Genomic DNA, 21005 nt, shown 5'->3' with positions numbered 1-21005 from the left:
TACAGTATAGAACACGATATATTTAATACCATCAAAACCAAATATTAAATACTTGAGGAGAATACCCCATGGCCTTACCTGCTGTTGTTGTTAGTCATACTGTCGCTGTCGCCGCTTTAAAAGAAGGCCTGAGCTTGTGCCAATCGATCATGCAATACCGCTTGGCAACACAGCAAGTCGAGTTGCAACGAGCCGATATGCATAGCAAGGCTAATGCTGTTATGCAACAGCTTGAAAATGAGTATAACGCTAGTATGACTAAGCTAAATACCATTGCTCATGCACATAAGATCACGCTTAAGAATATAAAAAACTTAAGTGCTAATCATATGCAGATGTTTGAAAAAGGGCGTTTGGAGCTTAATCGTTACTTAGAGGTAGTGACATCACCTAACGTATCAGAAGGCATCAAGCAAAGCATGATGACAATCATCTCTCAGCTGTCACAACAGCAATCTGAGCTGGCCAAGGAATACATTAACAATACACGAGCACCTATAGATGCTTTCGTTGTGTTAACAGATGCGCTAAGAGATAACAGTCAGCCCCGGACTTTTACTGACGTTAGTTAATGTCGTCAGTGTCTCAAGTTTGATTATCTAAAATCTGATATTAGCTATGTAGGAGAAGTCTATGTATTGGGTTCTTGGTATCGCTGCCGCAGTTGGTGTTGTTGCTTGGTTAAGTAACGAAGAGCAAAATGCCTGTGCATCTTACAACTTATCCAGCCGCCGACTGTCTGAAGAAACTGCTCAACGCCAGCAGCAAATTGCAGAGCGCCGCGCGAACTACGAGAAGAATCAAGACTTTTATGAGCATATTGAACTGCATCATGCTTCTCATCTAACGGCAGATGCTTTGTATAAAGAGCTTGAGAACCATAAAAAGATCGTCGCTATATTTCGTGCAAAACAGCAGTCTTTTGGTCAATGTATCGGCGAGCTGAAAAAGCAGCGTGATGCAGCGCCTGGTTCTCAAAATCAGGCTATCAGAGAGCATCTGCAGCAAATGCGAGAGCAGTTTAATGAAGCTAAAGAGCAACTTGTACTATTGGCAGAAACCAAAGAACAAAAGCTCCTTGAGATTCGCCAAATAAACCAGTCAACACGTGAGTACAAGCTGTATATACGTGATAACTGCGGACAAAAAGGTCGAGATTGGTATGAGCGTGGGATCGAGCGCGCAAGACTGCGCGCTGCTTAGTATGCAGCACCCTTGCAGTAAAACTATATTTTGTAGAGATCTGAGCATTATCTCTAAGATTATTAGCAATATAACTAATAGGCATTAAACATCAAATAAAGGAGCAGTCAATGAGTCTTAGAGTACCTAACGAAAGTATTGAGGTGCCATCCCTTACTGCTATAGATCCAGTATTAGAGTGGCATAGCTTAAGCTGTGAGCTAGTTACCCCTATGTATGGTGGCGGCGTTAAGTCAGTGGTAGTCGATGAACAAATGCCGATACGAGCCAGTAGTATTCGTGGGCAATTAAGGTTTTGGTGGCGACTGCTTGCCAAAAATAAATGGCAGCTAGGTAGTGATGAAGAAATTCAAAAGCAAGAATTTACCTTATGGGGCGGCATGGGCTCAGGTGATGACGATGGAACAGCTGGTCAGGTTTTCTTAAGAGTTTTTGATGTACCTTCTCCAAACAAAATACGACAGAGCTTAATAGATTATGATGATAGCAGCTTATCGCAATTAAAATATGTACTGTTCCCAGCTTACAACGAGACAGATCCTGCTTTAAATCCTCATAGATTACTCAAACCAGAAATCAGTTGGAAACTAGGCTTTGCCTTTAGTCCTTTATTAGCAAAAGACACTACGAAAAAAGATCAAGTTATTGAAACATTAAGATGGTGGGCAAGCTTTGGCGGGTTAGGCTTTCGTAGTCGCAAAGGGTTAGGATCTGTGCAAGTTAAAGAATCTACAGACTATCCACAGATCGCAGAAATACCTAGTTTAGATGAAATAGCAGAAGCTAATTGTCATTTAATACAGAGAAACCCTACTTCTAGCGCATTGTCAGCACTGCAATCTGCTATTGCTAAGCTAAGCGAATTTAGACAAGCACCTGGCGTAGGTCGTAACCCTGGTCAGCAGAAAAATCGACCTGGCCGCAGCCGTTGGCCTGAACCTGATGCTTTAAGGCGTATTCAAAACACACATCATGAAAATCATGCTCCAGAGCACTTAGCTGGCAATGTATTTCCTAGAGCAGTGTTTGGAATGCCCATTTTATTTCCTTTTGTCGGTCGTGGCGAACCCAGCGGAGATAACACCGTTAGCCCTGCCGAAGGAGAGCGTCTAGCCAGCCCGCTGATATTGCGAGCAGTCTATGCTGGGGAGGATCAAAAAGGGATAACGCAATGGCGCCCATCAGCCCTAGTACTACCATATCAACACATTTTAGATATGAAGGTGACCGTGGGTAGAAATGAATATCCTGTTTGGAAGATTGATGCAGCTGAACATACTCGCCCGATTAGCGAAAACGGTGGACAGGATCCTATGCAGGCTTTTCTGACTTATTTCGCAAAATAAACGTCTCTACTAAATAATTATCATAATACGGAAATACCATGAATCAATACCTAGTTATGCTATCTATAGGGCCCGTACAAAGCATGATTGCCGCTGCTCGTCGCAGTCGTGATTTGTGGAGCGGCTCATGGCTATTATCAGAGCTTGCAAAATCGTGTGCCAAAAGCCTAAAAGAACAAGATGCCACTCTTATTTTCCCATATGTAGAGAATCATTCATTGTTAGAGATGAATAGTGACTTCTCAGTAGGCAACAAGCTACAAGTCGTCATTGAAGCTAATAGTACTGACGAGCTTAGAAGGATTATCACCCAAGCTAAAAAAGCGACCCAAGACCGATTTTTGTATGAAGTAGATGCTGCTTTAAAGCAATTAGATCATGCGAGAGACGACATCCGACAAGATATTTGGGATACGCAAAAAACCAACTATCTTGAGATACAAGCGGCTTGGGCAAAAATTGATACTTCTGACAGTGATGGTTATAAAAACGCCATTCAAAAAGCATCAAGCGCACTAGCTGCTCGTAAAGCAACCCGAGATTTTCCGCCTGCAGCGACAGACCCATACGATGCTACTCGTATGCTACCCAAGTCATCACTTGACGGAGCATATGAGACGATACTTAACAACTCTCACAATAAACTAAAAACAAAAACCCGCACCAAACTGTCCTTGTCAGATTCTGAGCAACTAGACTGTCTCGGTACCATCAAGCGCTTAGGTTTTGCTGATACTGTCGAACAGTTTACCCCTTTTACTCGCGTAACGGCTCATGCTTGGATACAAGAATCATTAATTCAGCACGAAAATTATGAGCAAGTAAAAGCAATTTACAGCCAGCTGGTCAAGCTAGGTGCAGCAACTCGTGTGCGAGGTAATATAGATAGCAGTACTGCTCGAAGCATATATGCAGATTTTGCTTATGATGCCCAATTACTGTATCCATACCGGTTAGATGCTGCTATACAAGAATGGAAGCAGATAGATGACGCAATAGGTGACCAACTAAAGCTACTAAAGCACCAGCTCTTACCTGTTTGGAAAGAATATGGTGAGCCTTATAGCTATGGCGTTATGCTATTAGCAGACGGTGACCGCATGGGCGAGCTATTGGACAAAGCAACAAGCTTACAAGAACATCAAGAAATCACTAAAGCGCTGTCAGACTTTGCAGAAAGCGTGCCTGATACTATGCGTGCCTATAGTGGCCACTGCATCTACGCAGGCGGTGATGATGTACTAGGCTTTGTACCACTAGACCAAGCTTATGATTGTAGCAAACGACTGAGTGATGACTTCAAAGCCAGATTGCTAGACGTTAGCAAAAGCCTTGGCGTTGATAAGTCACCTACCCTATCTGTTGGTTTGGCAGTTTGCCATATTATGACTCCAATGAGTGTAATACGCGATTTGGCAAATCAAGCAGAAAAACATGCCAAAGGCGATCATATCAAAGATGATATTAGCAAACGTCGTAATGCATTGAGTCTTCTGCTTTCTGTACGTTCAGGTAATGATATTCACGTTAGATACCAGTGGGACGACACTACAAGCTTAGAAGCCTTCCAAAAGTGGATAAAAATGTACGTCAATAAAGACATCCCTAGCCGCGTGGCTTATGACATTAGAGACATCCATCTAAGCACGTATCTGATTGCAAAAGATCAAGATGACCTACGACAAGGTATTCGCTCAGCTGAATTAAAGCGCATGCTAAAACAGGCACGTACAGCCACCGGTAATAACATCGAAGGCGAGACTATAAAACAACTAAAATACCGCGGTGTAGATATAGGTTTAGATAAATTGGCTGATGAGCTCATCGTGGCACGTTGGTTTGCAGCCAAAACACAACAAGAACTGGGGAAAGAATAGTAATGACCTTAATGACTAATTACCTTATTGAACCTCTTGCCCCTTTAGTATTTCGATCAGGCAAACCTTTTGGTTCACAAGCATCAGCAGCAGACGTGGTTTTCCCTATGCCATCAGCAGCGGCAGGGCTGATTAGAGCAACGAGCATCAATCAAAAGCAAGCGCAGATTGATGAACACACCGTTGACAACGTCACCAACCAATCCTATCAGCAGGTACTCGCTATCAAATCTACAGGACCTTATTTAGCCAGATTCGATGAGTCACTGCAGCACGTTGAGATACTAGTGCCAGAGCCAGCTGATGCTCTATATTTTGAAGCCAAATCAGACAATAATGAAGCTGAAGAAACCAATGCAAAGATTCAACTGGTTCGACTGGCGCCAAAAGCATTAGACCCTGATTGTGGTAGCGACCTGCCTGATGGTCTATTGCCAGTACAAATGGAAACTCCGATAAAAGGTAAGCCAAAGCCTGGTGTTGCTTATTGGACGCTTGAACATTTAAAAAGGTGGCAAGCTGAGCTTGAAGCTGACAATAAAAACAAGTCCAAACTCACTTTTGACGAGCTACAAAAAGACGGATTAGCACAACTGCCTATCGACCTACGTACTCATGTAGCGATAGACAGCAAGTCAAAGTCCTCTAAGACAGGACAGCTGTTTCAAACCGCCAGTTTTGATTTTGGTTACGCAATAACGGAAGGCAAAGCTACTAACGGCAGATCAGTATGGAAAGACAATCGACTTGGTTTCATTGTGCAAACCGAGCAAAGCCTAGATGAAGATATGGTTACCTTTGGCGGTGAGCGCAGACTGTCTAAGTTTATATCAGTTAATGGTATTGAAGAGTTGTATGATGACAGTAGCGAGGAGCTATTGCGTAAGATTAATGATGCCAAGGGCTTTAGACTGACATTTTTGACGCCTTGTATCTTTGCCAATGGCTATCTACCGTCTTGGTTAGAGGCTTCTACCAAAAAAGGCAGATTACCCAATACTAATATAACCGTCAACCTTAAGGCCTGCGCCATCGATAAGTGGCAGCCCGTTTCAGGGTGGGATTCAATCCTGTGGAAACCAAAGGCGATGCGTAAGGCTATCAGCAGTGGCTCTGTTTATTGGTTTACATTAGACAGCGGGCTTAGTCTGTCTGATTTGGAGCAGATTCTGTATAACGTTTGGTCTGATGATGATCAAGATAAAAATGATGGCTTTGGTAGTGCCATCATTGCTCCTTGGAAAGCAGACTGATAACGACTCATTTAGTCGCTCATCCATATGTAATGACAACAAACCTTTAATGGACATCTAAATAAAATACTAGGGAAAACTTATGCAAACTCAGATCTTTCATCTACAAAACTTATCCGCTTTACATGTCGGTACAGGTCAAGGCGTGGGGGTAGTTGATTTGCCTATTGCCCGCTCTAAATCAACCAACTTACCTCTTGTTCCTGGCTCTGCTATCAAAGGCGTACTACGAGATGAATTGGCGTCACAAGAGTTTTTGCAGCCAAATGACATAAAGACATTGTTTGGTCCTGATACCTCGCTAGAGGACGCCCATGCTGGTGCCATCGCTTTTGGTGATGCAAACTTACTCCTGCTTCCTATTCGCTCATTTGCAGGGACTGTTGCTTACGCTACTTGTCCTTTTATCTTGCGCCAGTATAAGCGTGACAATACTAGCAAGACAGCTGATTTACAGATACCTCAATTATCAGGTAGTGATGACGACACGGTCAGCGCTCGAGTGACTGCAGGCAGCAGCCTAATTGTCAGAGGAACTGACCGCATTGCGTTAGAGGACTTAGACATTCAGGCTTATGATAACGACAGTACACAAAAATGGGCAGATGCCATCACTGAGTCTTTATACCCAGAGAACTCCAAAGATTATGAGGACTGGCGGACACAAGTGGCCAGTCGCTTTGTCATCTTACCAGATGATATTTTTTCTTTCTTAGCAGACACGGCTACTGAAATACGTACCCGTATTCGCATCGACCGTAAGACGCGTACGGTACAGCAAGGTGCTCTCTGGACAGAAGAAAACTTGCCTGCCGACAGCGTGTTTTGGGGTGTGCTTGGTGTCAGTCAATCTCGTAAAAAATCAGATGATCGCAGTGCTCAGGATTTGGCTGACTTATTACCCAAACAAGAGATTAAGATTCAGATAGGGGGTAAGCACACCGTGGGTCGCGGCTTTTGTCGTTTGCTTTTGAACTCTAATAACACTGAAGAGGCGTAATGATGAAAATAAGAACCCATAAATACGCCGAGCTTGCCTATCCTTTGGTACATAAAGTTCAGGGAGATAGCGTAGAGGCTAAATATCGCACGCTGGCACTCACCTTCCCGTCCATGATTATGCAGTCAGGTTTGGCACAAGCTATTGGATTTTTGATGGCAAAGAACAAAGAAGAACACAAAGTATTATTAGAACACATCGCCATACTGTTAAATAAAAAAGACGCCTCTGTGTTACACCACGCCATCCTAAAATCTAGCGTTACTGAGTATCAATTGCTGAGTAGAGAAGCACTTGATGCCAGTGCTTGGCTCAAGCGTTACACCCAAGCTTTATTAGAAAAGCAATCATAAGGGAGTATTGATATGCAGTTAATGAGAAATCACTTAAAGCAGATTTTTCCAAGAGTCAATGACGCTCATGCTGGCCTACTGATGCAACGTGGCTTGACAGATTGGGAAGAAAGTGAAAAATCCATCAAGGCTCAACTAATCAATACGATTGCCAATGTCACAGCGAGCGATTTGTACTTACTCGCATTCAACCGCTGGCTGGATGCCACTCACGAAGATGGCAATGACAACTTTGCGACCGTTACAGCTAAGGTAGATGGCCGATTATTTACTGGTCTCTCTCTCGGTGGTACGCTTGAAACAGGTGCGACCACTCATCATACCTACGGTATGCCCATGCTGGCAGGCTCTTCCATAAAGGGTGCTGTGAGGTCTTATACTGAGCATTTATTTGCTGAACGCAATGAAGACGGCACATTGAAATTTGAAAAATCTGACAATACCAACAAAATCATTATCCAAGAGCAAAAACAACAGATTTTAGATCTTCTATTTGGCGCTGACAACGGTGATGGTGATGATGACAGTCAGGGAGATGCAGGATATCTGATATGGCATGATGCGTGGTGGATACCTATGGTCAATGACCAAGGCAGCTTATTGACCGGCAATGACTACAAGCCTTTCGTTGGCGATGTAGTAACGGTGCATCATCCGAAATACTACAATCGTGAACTTGATGAAGCTTTGAATATGGAAAACCCGGTGCCCAATCAACAGGTTGCCATACAAGGCTCATTTTATTTTGTGATTGAAGGTGAGCAAAAATGGGTGCATTTCGCCAGAGAGCTGCTCAAAGAAACCATCGCAAACGTTGGTCTCGGGTCCAAAGGCTCATCAGGATATGGTTACTTTACGGTTGACGATGCGCTAAGCAATGATATGGCAAAGCGATATGGCAAAGGAGTGTCCATCGATAAGAATAAAGACCCTCTTGCTCCTATTCGCCAAGTGATAAAGTATTTAGACGAAGCTCAACTTATTGACAGCTTGAGTAGTAAAAAGAATAAGTTTTTTGAGTCATTAGCACTCGATAAGGATAATACTGAAGATATCCAGAGCGTGGCACAAGTAGTACTAGATGAGCACTCTGATTTAGTTGCTTCTTGGGCAAGTATAGATGCCAAAAACACTAAAAAAGCTTATAAATTTATTCAAGATAATATACCTAAATAATCTATATCGATTTCTTAGTTGTAAACTTGAGAATATTAATTTAACATACCGATGTCACTATTTTATATAGTGACCCCTAATTATCAGGGCGTTTCGGACATAATCTGACGAAGACTATAGTGATTATTTAACGTTTCAGACGTAGAATTGGTTATTATTTAGTCAATTTTTACTTAAAAATTGATCAAAAAAACACCAACTTTTAAGCAAACTTTTATCGGTTAGTTTATTGGTTGTAAGTTATTGATTTAATTGACAATAAAATTCGTTGTACACGTCTGAAACGCTCCCTGATTTGTAAGGGATTAAGACTGATCTATAGGCATACCACCTATTTGGTCTACAGTCTGAAACGCTCCCTGATTTGTAAGGGATTAAGACTTTACTTTATCTAGCTCTGCTTTAAGCTGAGCCGTCTGAAACGCTCCCTGATTCGTAAGGGATTAAGACTCTTCAGCCCAGGTGTCCAGGTGGACCTCTCCGTCTAAAACGTTGCTTAATTTGTAAGGCGTTGAATACAAAAAACAGAAAACCACCTATCGGTGGTTTTTTGCTTTTAATGCACTGACTGTCACAAGCTTGTCATTTTAATAGTATTAACGCTCTCTCCTCCATAATTGGCTCATCAACCGCCTAGTGGAGAGAGACCGATGATTGCATATAACCAAGCACAAGAAGCCGTACAGAACGTCGCACAGCAAGTTGCTTATGCTGCTGATCAGCTACAGCTCCATGGCTTTGATCGCTATTATAATGCGATGGTTGGTACTTATGTCTCTACAGTATATAAGAGCTTAAACTATCCAGCCTTTGCACATGCAACTAACCGTGCGCAAACACCGCTGACTTCAATAGAGCAAGCAGTGATGTATACGACCTTATATGGCAAAAGCCACTTTAACCGCTTTAATAGCGTTATTACTCAAATCATGAGTAATAATATACGCACGGAGCCAGTCACTAAAACGATTAATTTCGTCGATTATGGCTGCGGGCAGGCTATTGCCAGTTTGGCGCTACTAAGCTATCTCGAACAGTATGTAAACTGCGAAAATTTTACGCTGAACTTTTATCTCGTTGAGCCTTCCCAAACCACACTAGATTTGGCAGTACTATTGGTGACTAAGATGTCCTCACGTATCGCGGCCAATGTCACTATTCATCCGTATCATAAATATTTGGCTGATTTTTTGGAGCATGACCGTGAGACGCTTGCGCCAGCAGACTATTCGATGCATCTGTTTTCTAACGTATTGGACATAGTAGAAGTACAGCAGCAGATACCCAACCTGTGCAACTACCTCCATAGCATCGAAGGCAAACAGATGGTTATTGCTGCAGGTCCACGCTACTCAAGCAACTATCAGGGCTTGCAACAGCTAAAAAAATCATTGAACAATGTGATTGTGAAACAAGATGTGGCTAACTTCTCTGTTGAGAGTGAAATATACTCAATCAGAAACAACCACTGGATTCATTGCTCATCATATGGCGTGATGATGGGACTGTGCTTTAATAATGCCCAGACTGCGGCCAACAAAACTGAGCTGGCCGCTTAATATCAACGCTGTGTTATGACTACATAATACGATTAAGGTATTATCTAGAAAACGCAGCCGCTCTTTGATCATGTCTGTTTGTTTTAATTTGATTCTAATTTATTCGACCTGCTGTCAGTAATCAGTGGTCACACATGCGGAGCGTTACACATGGACTTATTTGACACCTTGATTGCAGACGAGCCAGCACTGGCATTGGCAGGCTTGATTAATGATGGCAAGTTCATGCAGTCTGAGTATCCTGCACACATACACCAAGATGGCAAAGGCGTGGTAATCGATGTGCCAGATGGTAGGCTCTACTATGCGCCGCAATACTTCGATAGTGCACATAGTGATGAGATTATGCACAGCTTATTAGCATGTAAGGGCGTAGATTATGCTACTCACGACTGGCACCAAGAGAATGATATCAATGCGCTACCATTTGAAAACATCCGTTGGCAGCATGATAGTGTGAGTATGTTTGGCAAAACCCATCCTCTACCGCGACTGTCGGCATGGTATGGCGACAACGATAGACCCTATACCTACTCTGGTATCACTTTACAACCCAATCCTTGGAATACGTTACTCTTGCAGTTACGTGCAGCACTAGTGCCCATCTGCAAAAGAGAATTTAATAGCGTATTGCTCAACTGGTATCGTTCAGGAGACGATCATATCAGCTGGCATACTGATGCCGAACCTGAGCTTGGAGAGAACCCGCTAATCGCGTCGGTGAATTTCGGTGCCAGTCGACGGTTTTTGTTGCGCCGTAGAGACGACCACAGTACCAAGCTTGAGATACCACTACAGCACGGCAGTATTCTGGTCATGGCAGGCGCTTTACAGCATCACTGGCAGCATAGTGTACCCAAACAAAAAAAGGTTAAAGACAGCCGAATCAATTTAACCTTTCGTACGATTCATATTTAATGTTTATCAACTTGGTCACTCAGTATGTATGGGTCAACCAAATGAGTGCCGCTGTTATTAGACACAGAAAGTCTATATAACAGTCAGGCAATATTGGGGCATCAAACCATGAGGCAGCGACTTTATATAGTGGGCTACGACATCAGCGACCCAAAGCGCCAATCACTGCTGCGCTATAATATTAAAAGCTATAGTGCGACAGGTCAGAAGTCCGCTTATGAATGTATGCTCTCACTAGACAGCAAGCAGCAACTGACCGATTTTGCGCTGTCAAAAGTCGATTCAGGAGATGCATTTTTTATCATCGAAATAGTCAAGACCTATTGGTCGCAAGTGACTAAAGGCAACCTATCAAAACCTGAAAACACAGCGACAGGTCATTTTTATATTGGCTAAGGATTTGGTATCTGCTTAGGAGGCTAACATGCACAATTAGGAGGCTAACATGCACAATATAGTCATCGATAAAAAAGGCAGCCAACTCTCATGCCAGCGTAATATACTGCTGATTCAACATCAAAGCTTTGCAAAACCCTTAAGCATTCCCCTCTCACAGATCCAAAGCCTAACGATTACCACTCAAGTGGATTTGAGCAGCAACTTACTGACTCGCCTCTCTGAAAACGCCGTCAGTGTCTGTGTCCTGCCCAGTGCTCGCTCTGGTGAAGCGTGTTTTTTGCTGGGTAGCGCTGGCATGCCGGTACAGAACGCCGTGTGCAGCAATACGACGTCATTCATAATGATGAGTCAAGGAGCTACTGGGCATCCATACTGGTGCGCCTCAAGCTGCATCAGCAAGCGACTACCTTGAGAAAACTACAGCACTGTTTACACAATACCAATCCTACTGACCATAGTCATATCTCACAAATAAAGCTTATCGAGATAGATGACTCTATTCAAAAAATCAAGAGCTTACGCGATAAATTCCGCAAGCATTATGTCGCATCAGCGAAAAATCCAAACCAATCCACTAACATCTATAGTGACTATACGCCTCGTTATCAAATACCCAGCCTGATAGGTACTGAGGGTGTCGGTTCAGCGATTTATTTCAAATGCTATCAACAGTTTTTTGCGGATGAATGGCAGTTTCATTCTCGAAATAGAAGACCACCGAGAGACCCTGTCAATGTGGTTTTGTCCTTATCTTATACCTTACTCCAGCACTTATGCCAGCAAGCGATATACAGTGTCGGTTTCGACCCTTATCATGGTCTATTACACAGTCAAAGCTATGGCAGACAGTCTCTGGCCTGTGACTTTGTAGAGCTACAACGCAGTACTATTGATTTTTGGGTGTGGGAGCTATTTGATCAAGCTGTCTTGGATTCGGCAGATTTTAGGATATCTGATGAAACGAGATATCCTTGTGAGCTATTAAAATCAGGGCGCAGTAAATTCTATAAAGCCTTTGCGGCAATCCGCCCAAACTTAACTAAAACTGCACTCAGTCATGCATGGCTCTGGCAAAATCGACTACAGCGCAATCATTGCCATCAAGACACCTCATCAGTACAGCCATCACTGTCGTTTATCAGTCATCATCCTGAAGCGCCACCGCCACCACTCTAAGCTCACAAGTTGCTGGTGTAACGCAGTATTGGTAAACACGTCTGACTATAGATTTGTCAATAAACGGGATTGGTTATGAGAAAAGTCTGTTTTATCATTGCTTATGACATCAGTGAAAAGAATAGGTTGCAACGTTTGCAGCGCTACATTAGCACTCAATTCCTGCAGTTACAGTACTCTGTCTACTATGGCACCATGACACGTAAGCGCATGGACGCTTTTATCGTTTCGATACAAAAGATAATCCATCCTAGCGATGATGATCTGCGTATCTATGAAGTTGAGCCACTTGAGAAATCATTTGTCATTGGCAAGCGTGATGACGATATTATGCTATTTAGCGACATAGGAGAGCTGACATTATAATAATGCTAATCAGATATCATTATATAACCGTATTATGATATTGCACTTATCTCATACATCTATTACTATAAACGAGTGAGCTTAATCTCTCATATCCTAAGCAATTAGGGATGGTTTCAGACACTATCTGACGAAGATATTGGTCATTATTTAAAACTTCAGACGTATAATTGGTTATTATTTAGTCAATTTTCTTTGAAAAATTGGTCAAAAAAACACCAACTTTTTAGCCGATTTTTATCGACTAATTTATTGGTTGTAAGTTATTGATTTTACTAGTAATAAAAATCGTTGTACAGTCTGAAACGCTCCCTGATTCGTAGGGGATTAAGACTAATGCTATCGATAGGTGTACCATCTGCTATCTGTCTGAAACGCTCCCTGATTCGTAAGGGATTAAGACTCATACACATCTAATCTGATATTAGTTTTAATATGTCTGAAACGCTCCCTGATTCGTAAGGGATTAAGACATATTTAACATAAGGATGATCCTTTGATAGATTAGTCTGAAACGCTCCCTGATTCGTAAGGGATTAAGACCTTTGCAGTCTATTGATAACACAAAAGTTGCTAGTCTGAAACGCTCCCTGATTCGTAAGGGATTAAGACTCATAAGACCCATGATGTCAGAAATCATTTGAGTCTGAAACGCTCCCTGATTCGTAAGGGATTAAGACCGCTTCTGTTCAGCCATACCTTGTTGACTGGCTGTCTGAAACGCTCCCTGATTCGTAAGGGATTAAGACGGCTGACACGCTTGCGCCAGCGCAATGTGCTACCGTCTGAAACGCTCCCTGATTCGTAAGGGATTAAGACGTTCTAGTAATTCCATACTAAGCTCTACTGATTCGTCTGAAACGCTCCCTGATTCGTAAGGGATTAAGACATGTTCTTCTAACTTACCTCGTTTGAAGTAAGCTGTCTGAAACGCTCCCTGATTCGTAAGGGATTAAGATCTTTCACCAAGGTATGCCTCCTCCTGCCCTACGTCTGAAACGCTCCCTGATTCTTAAGGGTGAGAAGCGTATAAAAATTGCATGTCAATTTTAGCTTCGCAAGTAAAAATCCTTTAAATAGGATTTTTTGAAGACTAGCTACAATGGTCTGAACAGAAAATCACAGATTTTCTCTTGCGTTGGGGTAAAGCAGTGCTTTGCTTTATCCCTCCTCATCCCTGATTTTCAGGATATTAAGAAAGAGGTCTATTATGTGGGTTATAAACACTTATTAGTCTGAAAAGCTCCCTGATTCGTAAGGGTGAGCGAGGAAATAACGAAACACTGTTCCGTCCGAGTACAAGAGAATTTGCGTTTTCGTAAATTCTGTCCAACTGGCTACGATAGTCTGAACAGAAAGTCCTAGCTTCTTATCAACATTTACAAAAAAGCCGTCTATCAGTTCACACTGATAGACGGCTTTTTTGTTGTGCTCAATGTATGGATTATTCGCAAGCTTGTCGTTTTATGAGATGTCGTACAAAAGAGCTGATAATCAACTCAACGCATCGAATAACCGCCATAAGGATAAGGACTATGAAGAACCAACTTCAGCTTCAGATTGACAGTGCTAGCGAATCTATGAATGGTGGTTTTGTTGACTACTATAAAAACATGGTGAACTACTTTCATCAAAACCATGCTCATAACCTAAGCTATAGTGATTTTTCTAGTCGCACTAATAGAGCGACAAATGCGCTCATCTCAGAAAAAGAAGCCATATTTTATATTGTCGCTTATGGCTGGCAGCATCACCAAAGCATGCAATATCTATTATCTCAAACAATTAACGTTACCAGTGAGCCACAAGAAAAAATCCGTGTGGTAGATTATGGCTGTGGTCAAGGCGTGGCGACATTGGCATTTATGGATTATCTGAAAAAAAAGGGGGTCGCCCAACAAAGCGCGCTTGAAATACACCTGATTGAACCATCCAAAGTCAGTTTGGATATTGCTAAGCTTTTAATTGAGCGACTGGCAAAAGTCTATGGCATGCAAGTGTCTATCCATTGTCAGCAGCGCACACTTGATACAGCACTCATCTCCTTGAATAGTGAATGTACAGAAACCTTTCATCTATTATCTAATGTGATAGATATTCAAACGGTCCAAGCCACCCTACCAAATCTAGCAAAGCAGATGAAGTCTTGTACAGGCAAGAACTTCTTACTCGCTACTTGCCCAAGATATGCCAATGCACAAACTGGCTTTCGCCTATTGCAGCAAGCCATGGGATTTGCTGACAACCTCTATGATGAGTGCTGGGATATGACTTATGAGATGTACCGTGTCATGCAAGCATGCTGGAGCCAACACACCTCTACACAGCGTATGGCCATGATGTCATGGATTAGTCAATAAACATCATCTATTCAACTGTTTTAAGACTATCTGATATCAACTTCTAATAAGGACAAAGCTATGAGAGGCGTAAACAAAGTAATGATTATTGGTCATTTGGGTACTGAACCAGAAGTTCATCAATTCGCTAATGGCAATCGTGTCACTAATATCTCTGTCGCTACCTCAAACCAGTGGACAGATGCTAGTGGCCAATCAAGAGAATCAACAGAATGGCACAGGATTAAGCTATTCAATCGCTTAGGCGAAGTTGCAGCTGAGTACTTAAATAAAGGTAGTAAGGTATATATAGAAGGTAGTTTAAGTACGCGGAAATGGAAAGATGACAATGACTTAGATCGCTACATCACCGAAATCCACGCGAGTAGCATGCAGATGCTTGGTGATAACAGCAGAGCTGAGGCGCAAAAACCAGAAGTCGTCACGCCCATAATAACTCAGAAGTCTTGGCTACCGAAACCAACTGATGACGAGTTGGATGATGATATTCCATTTTGATATGTTTATTTTGATGCTTTACTTAGGCTATTCGATATATTTTAAGCAAGAAACCTGATGGTAAAATTTAAAATACAGTTTTATTAAAGATAAATCGCGTATAACCTTTTGAACTTTAGTCTCACTGCTAACATACAGACAGCCTTGTATTGATACTAAATTAATCTTTATTATCAATACAAGGCTGTTTCTATTTATGACACATGACACATATTTTGCCTTGACCATAAATATCATCCATATCTAATTCAGGCTCACCATCAGGTCTCAGCGGATTAACTTTAATCCGTTTTTTCATTTTGGCAATTCGCTTTTCATGGTCAGCTTTAATCTCAGCAATACGCTCAGGACGACTAAGCTCTTCTAGGGATTCACGCTCAGACCAAGTAAAGGGAGTTTGGTTAGCTAATGCTTCCTTCTCATAAGCCATAGCCTCTTTAAAAGCTTCAGGATGACGCTCCAATAGTCCTACCCATTCTATCTTGCGCTGGAAAAAACAGAAGGTACATCCACTACGCGTACGCCATTCATAATATGATGGCAGGCCTACTCCAGAGTTTTCTAAAATATCCATAACGCCAGGCTTATCAATTCCGTCTTCTCTGAAAGGCAGTTTAATCACTAGCTTTTCATCACTAGAGTCATAACCCGTACGGTATGGCTCATCTGAACGAATAGCGACATATGAGTGTACCTCATAGCCCTCGTCTAAAAAGCCCTGTACCCAGTCTTGAAACGGTTTTAGCTTCATTTTAATTGTACACCAGCGAGCCTGGGGTGATGGCAAGTAATCATTATGCTGGGTTAACCAAAAATCAAAATCTCTATCAGGATTGATATGTTGTACAGGCTTACCTAAGTACCCTTCTAAATAAGAGAGATACTCATACACTTCATCAAGCTCTTTGCCAGTATCGGTAAAGAAGTACTCAATCTCTAAATCTGGGTAATTATCACGCATATAAATAGCCAATGCTGCGCTATCTTTACCGCCTGATATACCCAGTACGTGTTTTATTTTCGACATTTAAGATTCTTCCTTTTCAGCATCTTCTTCATTTAGAGATTCTAAGAGCTTTGCAATGACAGCAATTCTATCATTCATATCGAATTGACTTTCTTTTAGAGAGTTTACAATTTCTTCTACCTTTTTACTGATAGGCTCGATATTTTTAGAAGTAATGTGCGCTTCTCTTACTCGGCTGGTCGTTGAATTAGGAGACTTCGTAATCACCCCGACTTTTTGTCTGTCCGGGCTAGCGTTCACATCGGCGTTGACCTCTGCTTCTAAAAACTGAAACCCATACGTCGCAATACGCTGTTGCGCCTTAATAATATCTTGGTCGATCCATTTCTTAGAAGGCTTATTACCCGCCAACAAACTGATTAAACTTTCGGCATCGTTCATAGAGCCATCGTATTTAACAAGTCTAGCTATAAACGCATCTAACAAATAATCACCGGACTTGCCAAATAACGCTTCTGAACGTTTATTGATTTCAGTATAAGGGTTAACACTGTCTTCTTTTATTTTAAGATAATTCTGTAGTCCCATATTTATCTCAGACACAAGGTCTGGATAAACTTTATCTAACTCTTGTAGACCTTCAATGATTTTTTCTACTTTTGCATCATCGTCATCTGTTGCGTTAAAAAACTTAGGCAAATCATCAAAAAGCAATTGATTAGGATCATTTGCTTTTTTCAAAATATCACGCAGCTGCTTAGTTTTAGGTGATAAAGTATTAGTACGCTGAATCCATGGATGCAAACCATAGAAAATACTGACTAATGCTTGAGCAATAGGTAATGGTTCATCCTCAATCTGAGTATTCAGACGAGCGCCGAACTCTTCTTGCAATCTGTCTCTTAAAACATGTATCCAAGCTTGGACACCCTCTAAGAAAGATACCTCTCTTACACCTACATCAGCAGGGACTTTAATCAGATACTCAGCCAATAAGTATTGCACCGAAGGTTTGTATTCACCATTGATATAATTAGCTAAGTCATTGTGACGCGATAATATATAGGCAATGTATAGGATTTCATGAAGTCCTGCTTTCACGCCATAAGGAGGCGCCTGCCAAGCTTCGTAGATTTCCTTAGCAGTAACTAGATCTCCTTTAGCTTCAGCAATGATGTTATCGGCACACTTCCAAATGGCCTGTAACTGTATATCATCAGGCTTAGAAAAATAATAATTACCCTCGCCATCCGCTTTATGCAAACCATTTTTGACAATAACGGACTCATATACACCCTTCTCAGGTGGGAACTTATCAATGCCTAAGCTTGCCTCTTCACTACGTTCAATCATACGTTTAAGCAATTCACGGATAGCGCCTTTCGCGCTAGGTGAGGGTTTATTACGATTGACCAGCTCATTATTACAGATGAAGTTTTGGGTAACTTGCTTATCGGCGATGGTTGATGCAAGTGCTGAAAGCTTGAATCGATTCAACTGGGTTTCAGGGCTTGCTAAATGTTTGCTATACCATTTCGATGCATTCAAACTCTTATCAAGTAAGGTATTTAAAGCATCTTCTATCTCAACCAAACGCCCTTCTGTCTCTTGCCTTGCAATCTTATCGTTTAGCAATCTTTCTTCATTTTTTAAAATATTACTAAGTGCGATTTTATCTTTTAACATATCGATAATAATCGTATGACTATCTAAGACCGCTACAACTAAGTTATTGAATTGATCAGAGCTGTCTATTTTTTTGCAAATCTCTGTTGCCAACAATACTTCTTCATCATTTTTTGGGATCAATAGGCAGAAATATCCGACTAATGATGCATTTATACCATCTTGCAGACTCGCAAGTACTTCTTCTAATCCATCGTTGACGGGAAGCAACTTAACTTCCATCCAACGTAGGCTACCAGTGAGTTGGTAATGTTTCTTTGCAACGATAGGCTCAAACTGTTCTAGTTGCTCAAATGGCAGCGATTCAAGATCTTGAATCTGCTCTCTCACCGCATCGTTTAAGTTAAAGTCGCTGCCTTCACTTAGCACATAGGACTGTTTAAATTTACTATAAAATATAATTGAAGCAGATTCTAAAGACTTTATAAGTTCATTTAGCTGCTCTTTATTTATACCTAATAATATCTGTAATAGCTCAGGACTCGCATGCACTCCTGTACCATCAGCGAAAATACTAATGAGAGCAATTATTTTAATTAACTTAACGGCCGCCTCATCATCAAGCCCTTCATAACGGTTAACCGCTGTTTGAGACAGCAGCCATTGTTTACTGTACTCAGAGGCAATAATAGCGCTATTTAAATTACTATCTAGATAATCCCAGAACTTATGCGGCTTAAATAAGGCAAACTCTTCTAACTTAGTATTTTTCAGATAATAGCCAAAACCGTTCGGTTCAGAAGACATTAAGAAAGAAAAGATGCTACGCTGATTTTGCCCAAAGTTCTTTTGAGACAACTTGCATAGCAAAATTGCCACAAGCGGATGTAGAGGAAATACATCACTTAATAGCTGGGTTAAACTCTCAGAGTTGGTTTGGCGGTAATTAGCAATATTAGCCACTAGCGACTGAATTTGGGCAGTAAACTCAGCGCTGTCTTTGTGCTTTTCTAACTGTTCATTAGTTATATTGATGACTTGACCAATCAGATAGATCTGCTCTTCAACTGATAATGTAATGGCAAAATCGACAAACCTACCCTGAATCTTCATCCATTCATTATGCGTCTTAGCAGTCGCTTGGCGCGCGTAAGCTGTAAAAGATTGATGCAACATGCCAATTAGAAGTATTTTTCCACTGGTTCTATTCACAAATTCAGCAAGCTGTTGTAGAAAATAAATATCATCTGGACGATGACTCTTAGCCGCACCATCAAACACCTTACCTAGCTCGTCAATAAAAATAATAAGGCGTTGTTGATCATCGATATAGCTATCTAATGCCTCTAAAACATCCTTCGCATCTGCACTTGAGGGTAATCCGAGTGCATTTCTAAATATCTGCTCTGGCGCTATCGTCTGACCTGTTAGGTTAAGCGTTTTCCATTGTTGGCCTTCCGAGTTAAAGTGTCTAACAATAGCAGTCTTATTTTTTTTGCTTAACTTAGAAGATGCGATTTCAACAATATCTTTATCATCATTTACTAGGCCCTGTAGAAATAAAGCTAAACTAGATTTTCCAGATCCAAAAGGGCCTGTCCAAGTAAACGCTGTCTGTCCACCCTTTATATGACTAATCATATTCATTAGAATTTGTTCATAGGAAGCAGTACAGTAAAAGTTACTGATAGGACCTTTGTCGTTGCTATCAGCATAGATATTGATAGACCGCTGAAAATATTGGTTCCGCTCGATGTGGTCAATAAGGTAGTTGTCTAAATTAGGGCTATTATTCATGACTATTTATAACTCTATAATTAATTTATTAAAAATATGGTAATTAAATATTTTTCAGGATCTATTAGTGGCTATAGTCTTCATTTCGCATGTTTTCTACGCATTGCTCAAAAATGGCATCAAGACTACTACCATCAGTTATTTGAAATTGGCGAATCCCAGCAGACTGAGTCCAAGCCAGCGAATATTTAGAGTCTTGTAATTGCTCTGCATAATCTATAATCGCATCTTCATCTAACATGAATACCCGACCTGGAGAGCATTCATCATAAGTGCACATCTCTAGTGACAAGGTATCAGCTGCCCCATTATGAATCCGCCAACAGTTAATTAATCCATAAATGAAAACATGCAGTGTCAAAGAGTTCTTCTCACCTCTTAGCGCTCTAATGTTTTGCTTATTGACACGGGTCAATAGCCCAAGCTCTACTAGCGGACCTTCTAATACATTTTCAAAATCATCAGTCGCTTTACGAGTTTTCGTTGTGTAATTTTGAATCAAGCATTCAATATCTTTTTTTATTGTTGAATCTGAAGGAGCAGATAAACCATGGTCTTTAAAAAACTCTTTTAATAATCTAGAAAATTCTTCGCGGCTTAACTCTGACTTTGTGTTTATATTAAACAGCCAATAATAAGTCATTAAATTAGGGTTTGTGACAAGGCATAAATGCAATAGCCAAATAGTAGAAGGCGACTCTAGATAAGGGTCCAAACCATGATCAGCAAAAATATTTTCAGAGTTATAGAAAGAATTGAGTTGCTTAGTTGCATCTACAATATCGTTTTTCAAAATTTCATCAATTATCGTAGTAGGCCGTGTATTATAATAAGCGCTGTTATCTCTTATAATCATAGCCGTTTGTGTTGACCAAAATCGCATAGCATTCAACATATTTTTACCAACACCAAAATCAGCAATAGCGGTATCTTGAGAAAAAACGTTGTCGATTTCTTCAGCGTCTGGCTGTAGTGCAATTTGATCATGAACTTTTTTTAACCAGCCATATCTTAATGGGAAGGTATCATGGCCTGAAAGAGTTGGTTTTATATTATCTATCAAAGATGCAAAGTAACGCATAATTTTCAATCAATCCATATAATTTATAATAAACTTGCATAGTTGCTTTC

General features: G+C 41.1%; 19 protein-coding genes and 1 CRISPR repeat array. Of the genes, 16 read left to right on the top strand and 3 right to left on the bottom strand.

What is annotated here, in order from left to right:
- Nucleotides 1-68: 68 nt before the first annotated feature.
- The 16 genes from FQ084_RS03385 to ssb all read left to right on the top strand — a co-directional run bounded on the left by FQ084_RS03385 (nucleotide 69) and on the right by ssb (nucleotide 15484).
- Nucleotides 69-572, top strand: a complete 504-nt coding sequence (locus tag FQ084_RS03385; RefSeq protein ID WP_149489209.1) for a hypothetical protein — start codon at nucleotides 69-71, stop codon at nucleotides 570-572.
- 61 nt (nucleotides 573-633) lie between these two features.
- On the top strand, nucleotides 634-1203 hold the full coding sequence (locus tag FQ084_RS03380; protein ID WP_149489208.1) for a hypothetical protein: 570 nt from the start codon (nucleotides 634-636) through the stop codon (nucleotides 1201-1203).
- A 110-nt stretch (nucleotides 1204-1313) separates the two neighbouring features.
- Complete coding sequence (cmr1, locus tag FQ084_RS03375) at nucleotides 1314-2549, top strand: type III-B CRISPR module RAMP protein Cmr1 (protein ID WP_149489207.1); 1236 nt, start codon at nucleotides 1314-1316, stop codon at nucleotides 2547-2549.
- Between the two features lie 38 nt (nucleotides 2550-2587).
- Entirely contained in the window at nucleotides 2588-4426 is a 1839-nt protein-coding gene (cas10, locus tag FQ084_RS03370) for a type III-B CRISPR-associated protein Cas10/Cmr2 (RefSeq protein WP_149489206.1), read from the top strand.
- A 2-nt stretch (nucleotides 4427-4428) separates the two neighbouring features.
- Nucleotides 4429-5679 carry a type III-B CRISPR module-associated Cmr3 family protein gene (locus FQ084_RS03365; protein WP_149489205.1) on the top strand — a complete coding sequence of 417 codons (1251 nt, stop codon included), beginning with the start codon at nucleotides 4429-4431 and terminating at the stop codon, nucleotides 5677-5679.
- Between the two features lie 82 nt (nucleotides 5680-5761).
- Nucleotides 5762-6679, top strand: coding sequence for a type III-B CRISPR module RAMP protein Cmr4 (gene cmr4, locus FQ084_RS03360; protein WP_149489204.1), 918 nt, complete (start codon nucleotides 5762-5764; stop codon nucleotides 6677-6679).
- 2 nt (nucleotides 6680-6681) lie between these two features.
- A complete protein-coding gene (gene cmr5, locus FQ084_RS03355; RefSeq protein WP_223144840.1) occupies nucleotides 6682-7032 on the top strand; it encodes a type III-B CRISPR module-associated protein Cmr5 in 351 nt (116 codons plus the stop codon).
- A 12-nt stretch (nucleotides 7033-7044) separates the two neighbouring features.
- Nucleotides 7045-8208, top strand: a complete 1164-nt coding sequence (gene cmr6 / locus FQ084_RS03350; RefSeq protein ID WP_149489202.1) for a type III-B CRISPR module RAMP protein Cmr6 — start codon at nucleotides 7045-7047, stop codon at nucleotides 8206-8208.
- 650 nt (nucleotides 8209-8858) lie between these two features.
- A complete protein-coding gene (locus FQ084_RS03345; RefSeq protein ID WP_149489201.1) occupies nucleotides 8859-9767 on the top strand; it encodes a hypothetical protein in 909 nt (302 codons plus the stop codon).
- 150 nt (nucleotides 9768-9917) lie between these two features.
- Nucleotides 9918-10685 (top strand): alpha-ketoglutarate-dependent dioxygenase AlkB family protein, encoded by a 768-nt coding sequence (locus tag FQ084_RS03340; RefSeq protein WP_149489200.1) that lies wholly within the window; start codon nucleotides 9918-9920, stop codon nucleotides 10683-10685.
- A gap of 108 nt (nucleotides 10686-10793) precedes the next feature.
- Nucleotides 10794-11081 carry a CRISPR-associated endonuclease Cas2 gene (cas2, locus tag FQ084_RS03335; RefSeq protein ID WP_149489199.1) on the top strand — a complete coding sequence of 96 codons (288 nt, stop codon included), beginning with the start codon at nucleotides 10794-10796 and terminating at the stop codon, nucleotides 11079-11081.
- 49 nt (nucleotides 11082-11130) lie between these two features.
- Entirely contained in the window at nucleotides 11131-11496 is a 366-nt protein-coding gene (locus FQ084_RS03330; protein WP_149489198.1) for a CRISPR-associated endonuclease Cas1, read from the top strand.
- The gene (cas1, locus tag FQ084_RS03325) at nucleotides 11400-12260 is read left to right on the top strand and encodes a CRISPR-associated endonuclease Cas1 (RefSeq protein ID WP_149489197.1); all 861 of its coding nucleotides are present in this window, start codon (nucleotides 11400-11402) and stop codon (nucleotides 12258-12260) included. Before FQ084_RS03330 ends, cas1 begins: the two co-directional genes overlap by 97 nt.
- A gap of 75 nt (nucleotides 12261-12335) precedes the next feature.
- Nucleotides 12336-12626, top strand: coding sequence for a CRISPR-associated endonuclease Cas2 (gene cas2 / locus FQ084_RS03320; protein WP_149489196.1), 291 nt, complete (start codon nucleotides 12336-12338; stop codon nucleotides 12624-12626).
- Between the two features lie 298 nt (nucleotides 12627-12924).
- A CRISPR array of direct repeats spans nucleotides 12925-13653; the repeat unit is 36 nt; unit sequence GTCTGAAACGCTCCCTGATTCGTAAGGGATTAAGAC.
- A gap of 508 nt (nucleotides 13654-14161) precedes the next feature.
- Nucleotides 14162-14986, top strand: coding sequence for a class I SAM-dependent methyltransferase (locus FQ084_RS03315; RefSeq protein WP_149489195.1), 825 nt, complete (start codon nucleotides 14162-14164; stop codon nucleotides 14984-14986).
- 60 nt (nucleotides 14987-15046) lie between these two features.
- Nucleotides 15047-15484 carry a single-stranded DNA-binding protein gene (gene ssb / locus FQ084_RS03310; RefSeq protein WP_149489194.1) on the top strand — a complete coding sequence of 146 codons (438 nt, stop codon included), beginning with the start codon at nucleotides 15047-15049 and terminating at the stop codon, nucleotides 15482-15484.
- Nucleotides 15485-15674: 190 nt separating this feature from the next.
- Here the strand turns inward: ssb and FQ084_RS03305 are convergent, their stop codons facing one another.
- The 3 genes from FQ084_RS03305 to FQ084_RS03295 form a co-directional block, all read right to left on the bottom strand.
- A complete protein-coding gene (locus FQ084_RS03305; protein WP_149489193.1) occupies nucleotides 15675-16511 on the bottom strand; it encodes a phosphoadenosine phosphosulfate reductase family protein in 837 nt (278 codons plus the stop codon).
- The gene (locus FQ084_RS03300) at nucleotides 16512-19874 is read right to left on the bottom strand and encodes a hypothetical protein (RefSeq protein WP_149489192.1); all 3363 of its coding nucleotides are present in this window, start codon (nucleotides 19872-19874) and stop codon (nucleotides 16512-16514) included.
- Nucleotides 19875-19938: 64 nt separating this feature from the next.
- A complete protein-coding gene (locus tag FQ084_RS03295; protein ID WP_149489191.1) occupies nucleotides 19939-20955 on the bottom strand; it encodes a DUF4007 family protein in 1017 nt (338 codons plus the stop codon).
- Nucleotides 20956-21005: the final 50 nt, after the last annotated feature.

The sequence above is a fragment of the Psychrobacter sp. ANT_WB68 genome, assembly GCF_008369115.1.
Classification (GTDB): Bacteria; Pseudomonadota; Gammaproteobacteria; order Pseudomonadales; family Moraxellaceae; genus Psychrobacter.
Note: the sequence above shows the minus strand (reverse complement) of the source record. Positions and strands in the feature narration are given on the sequence as shown.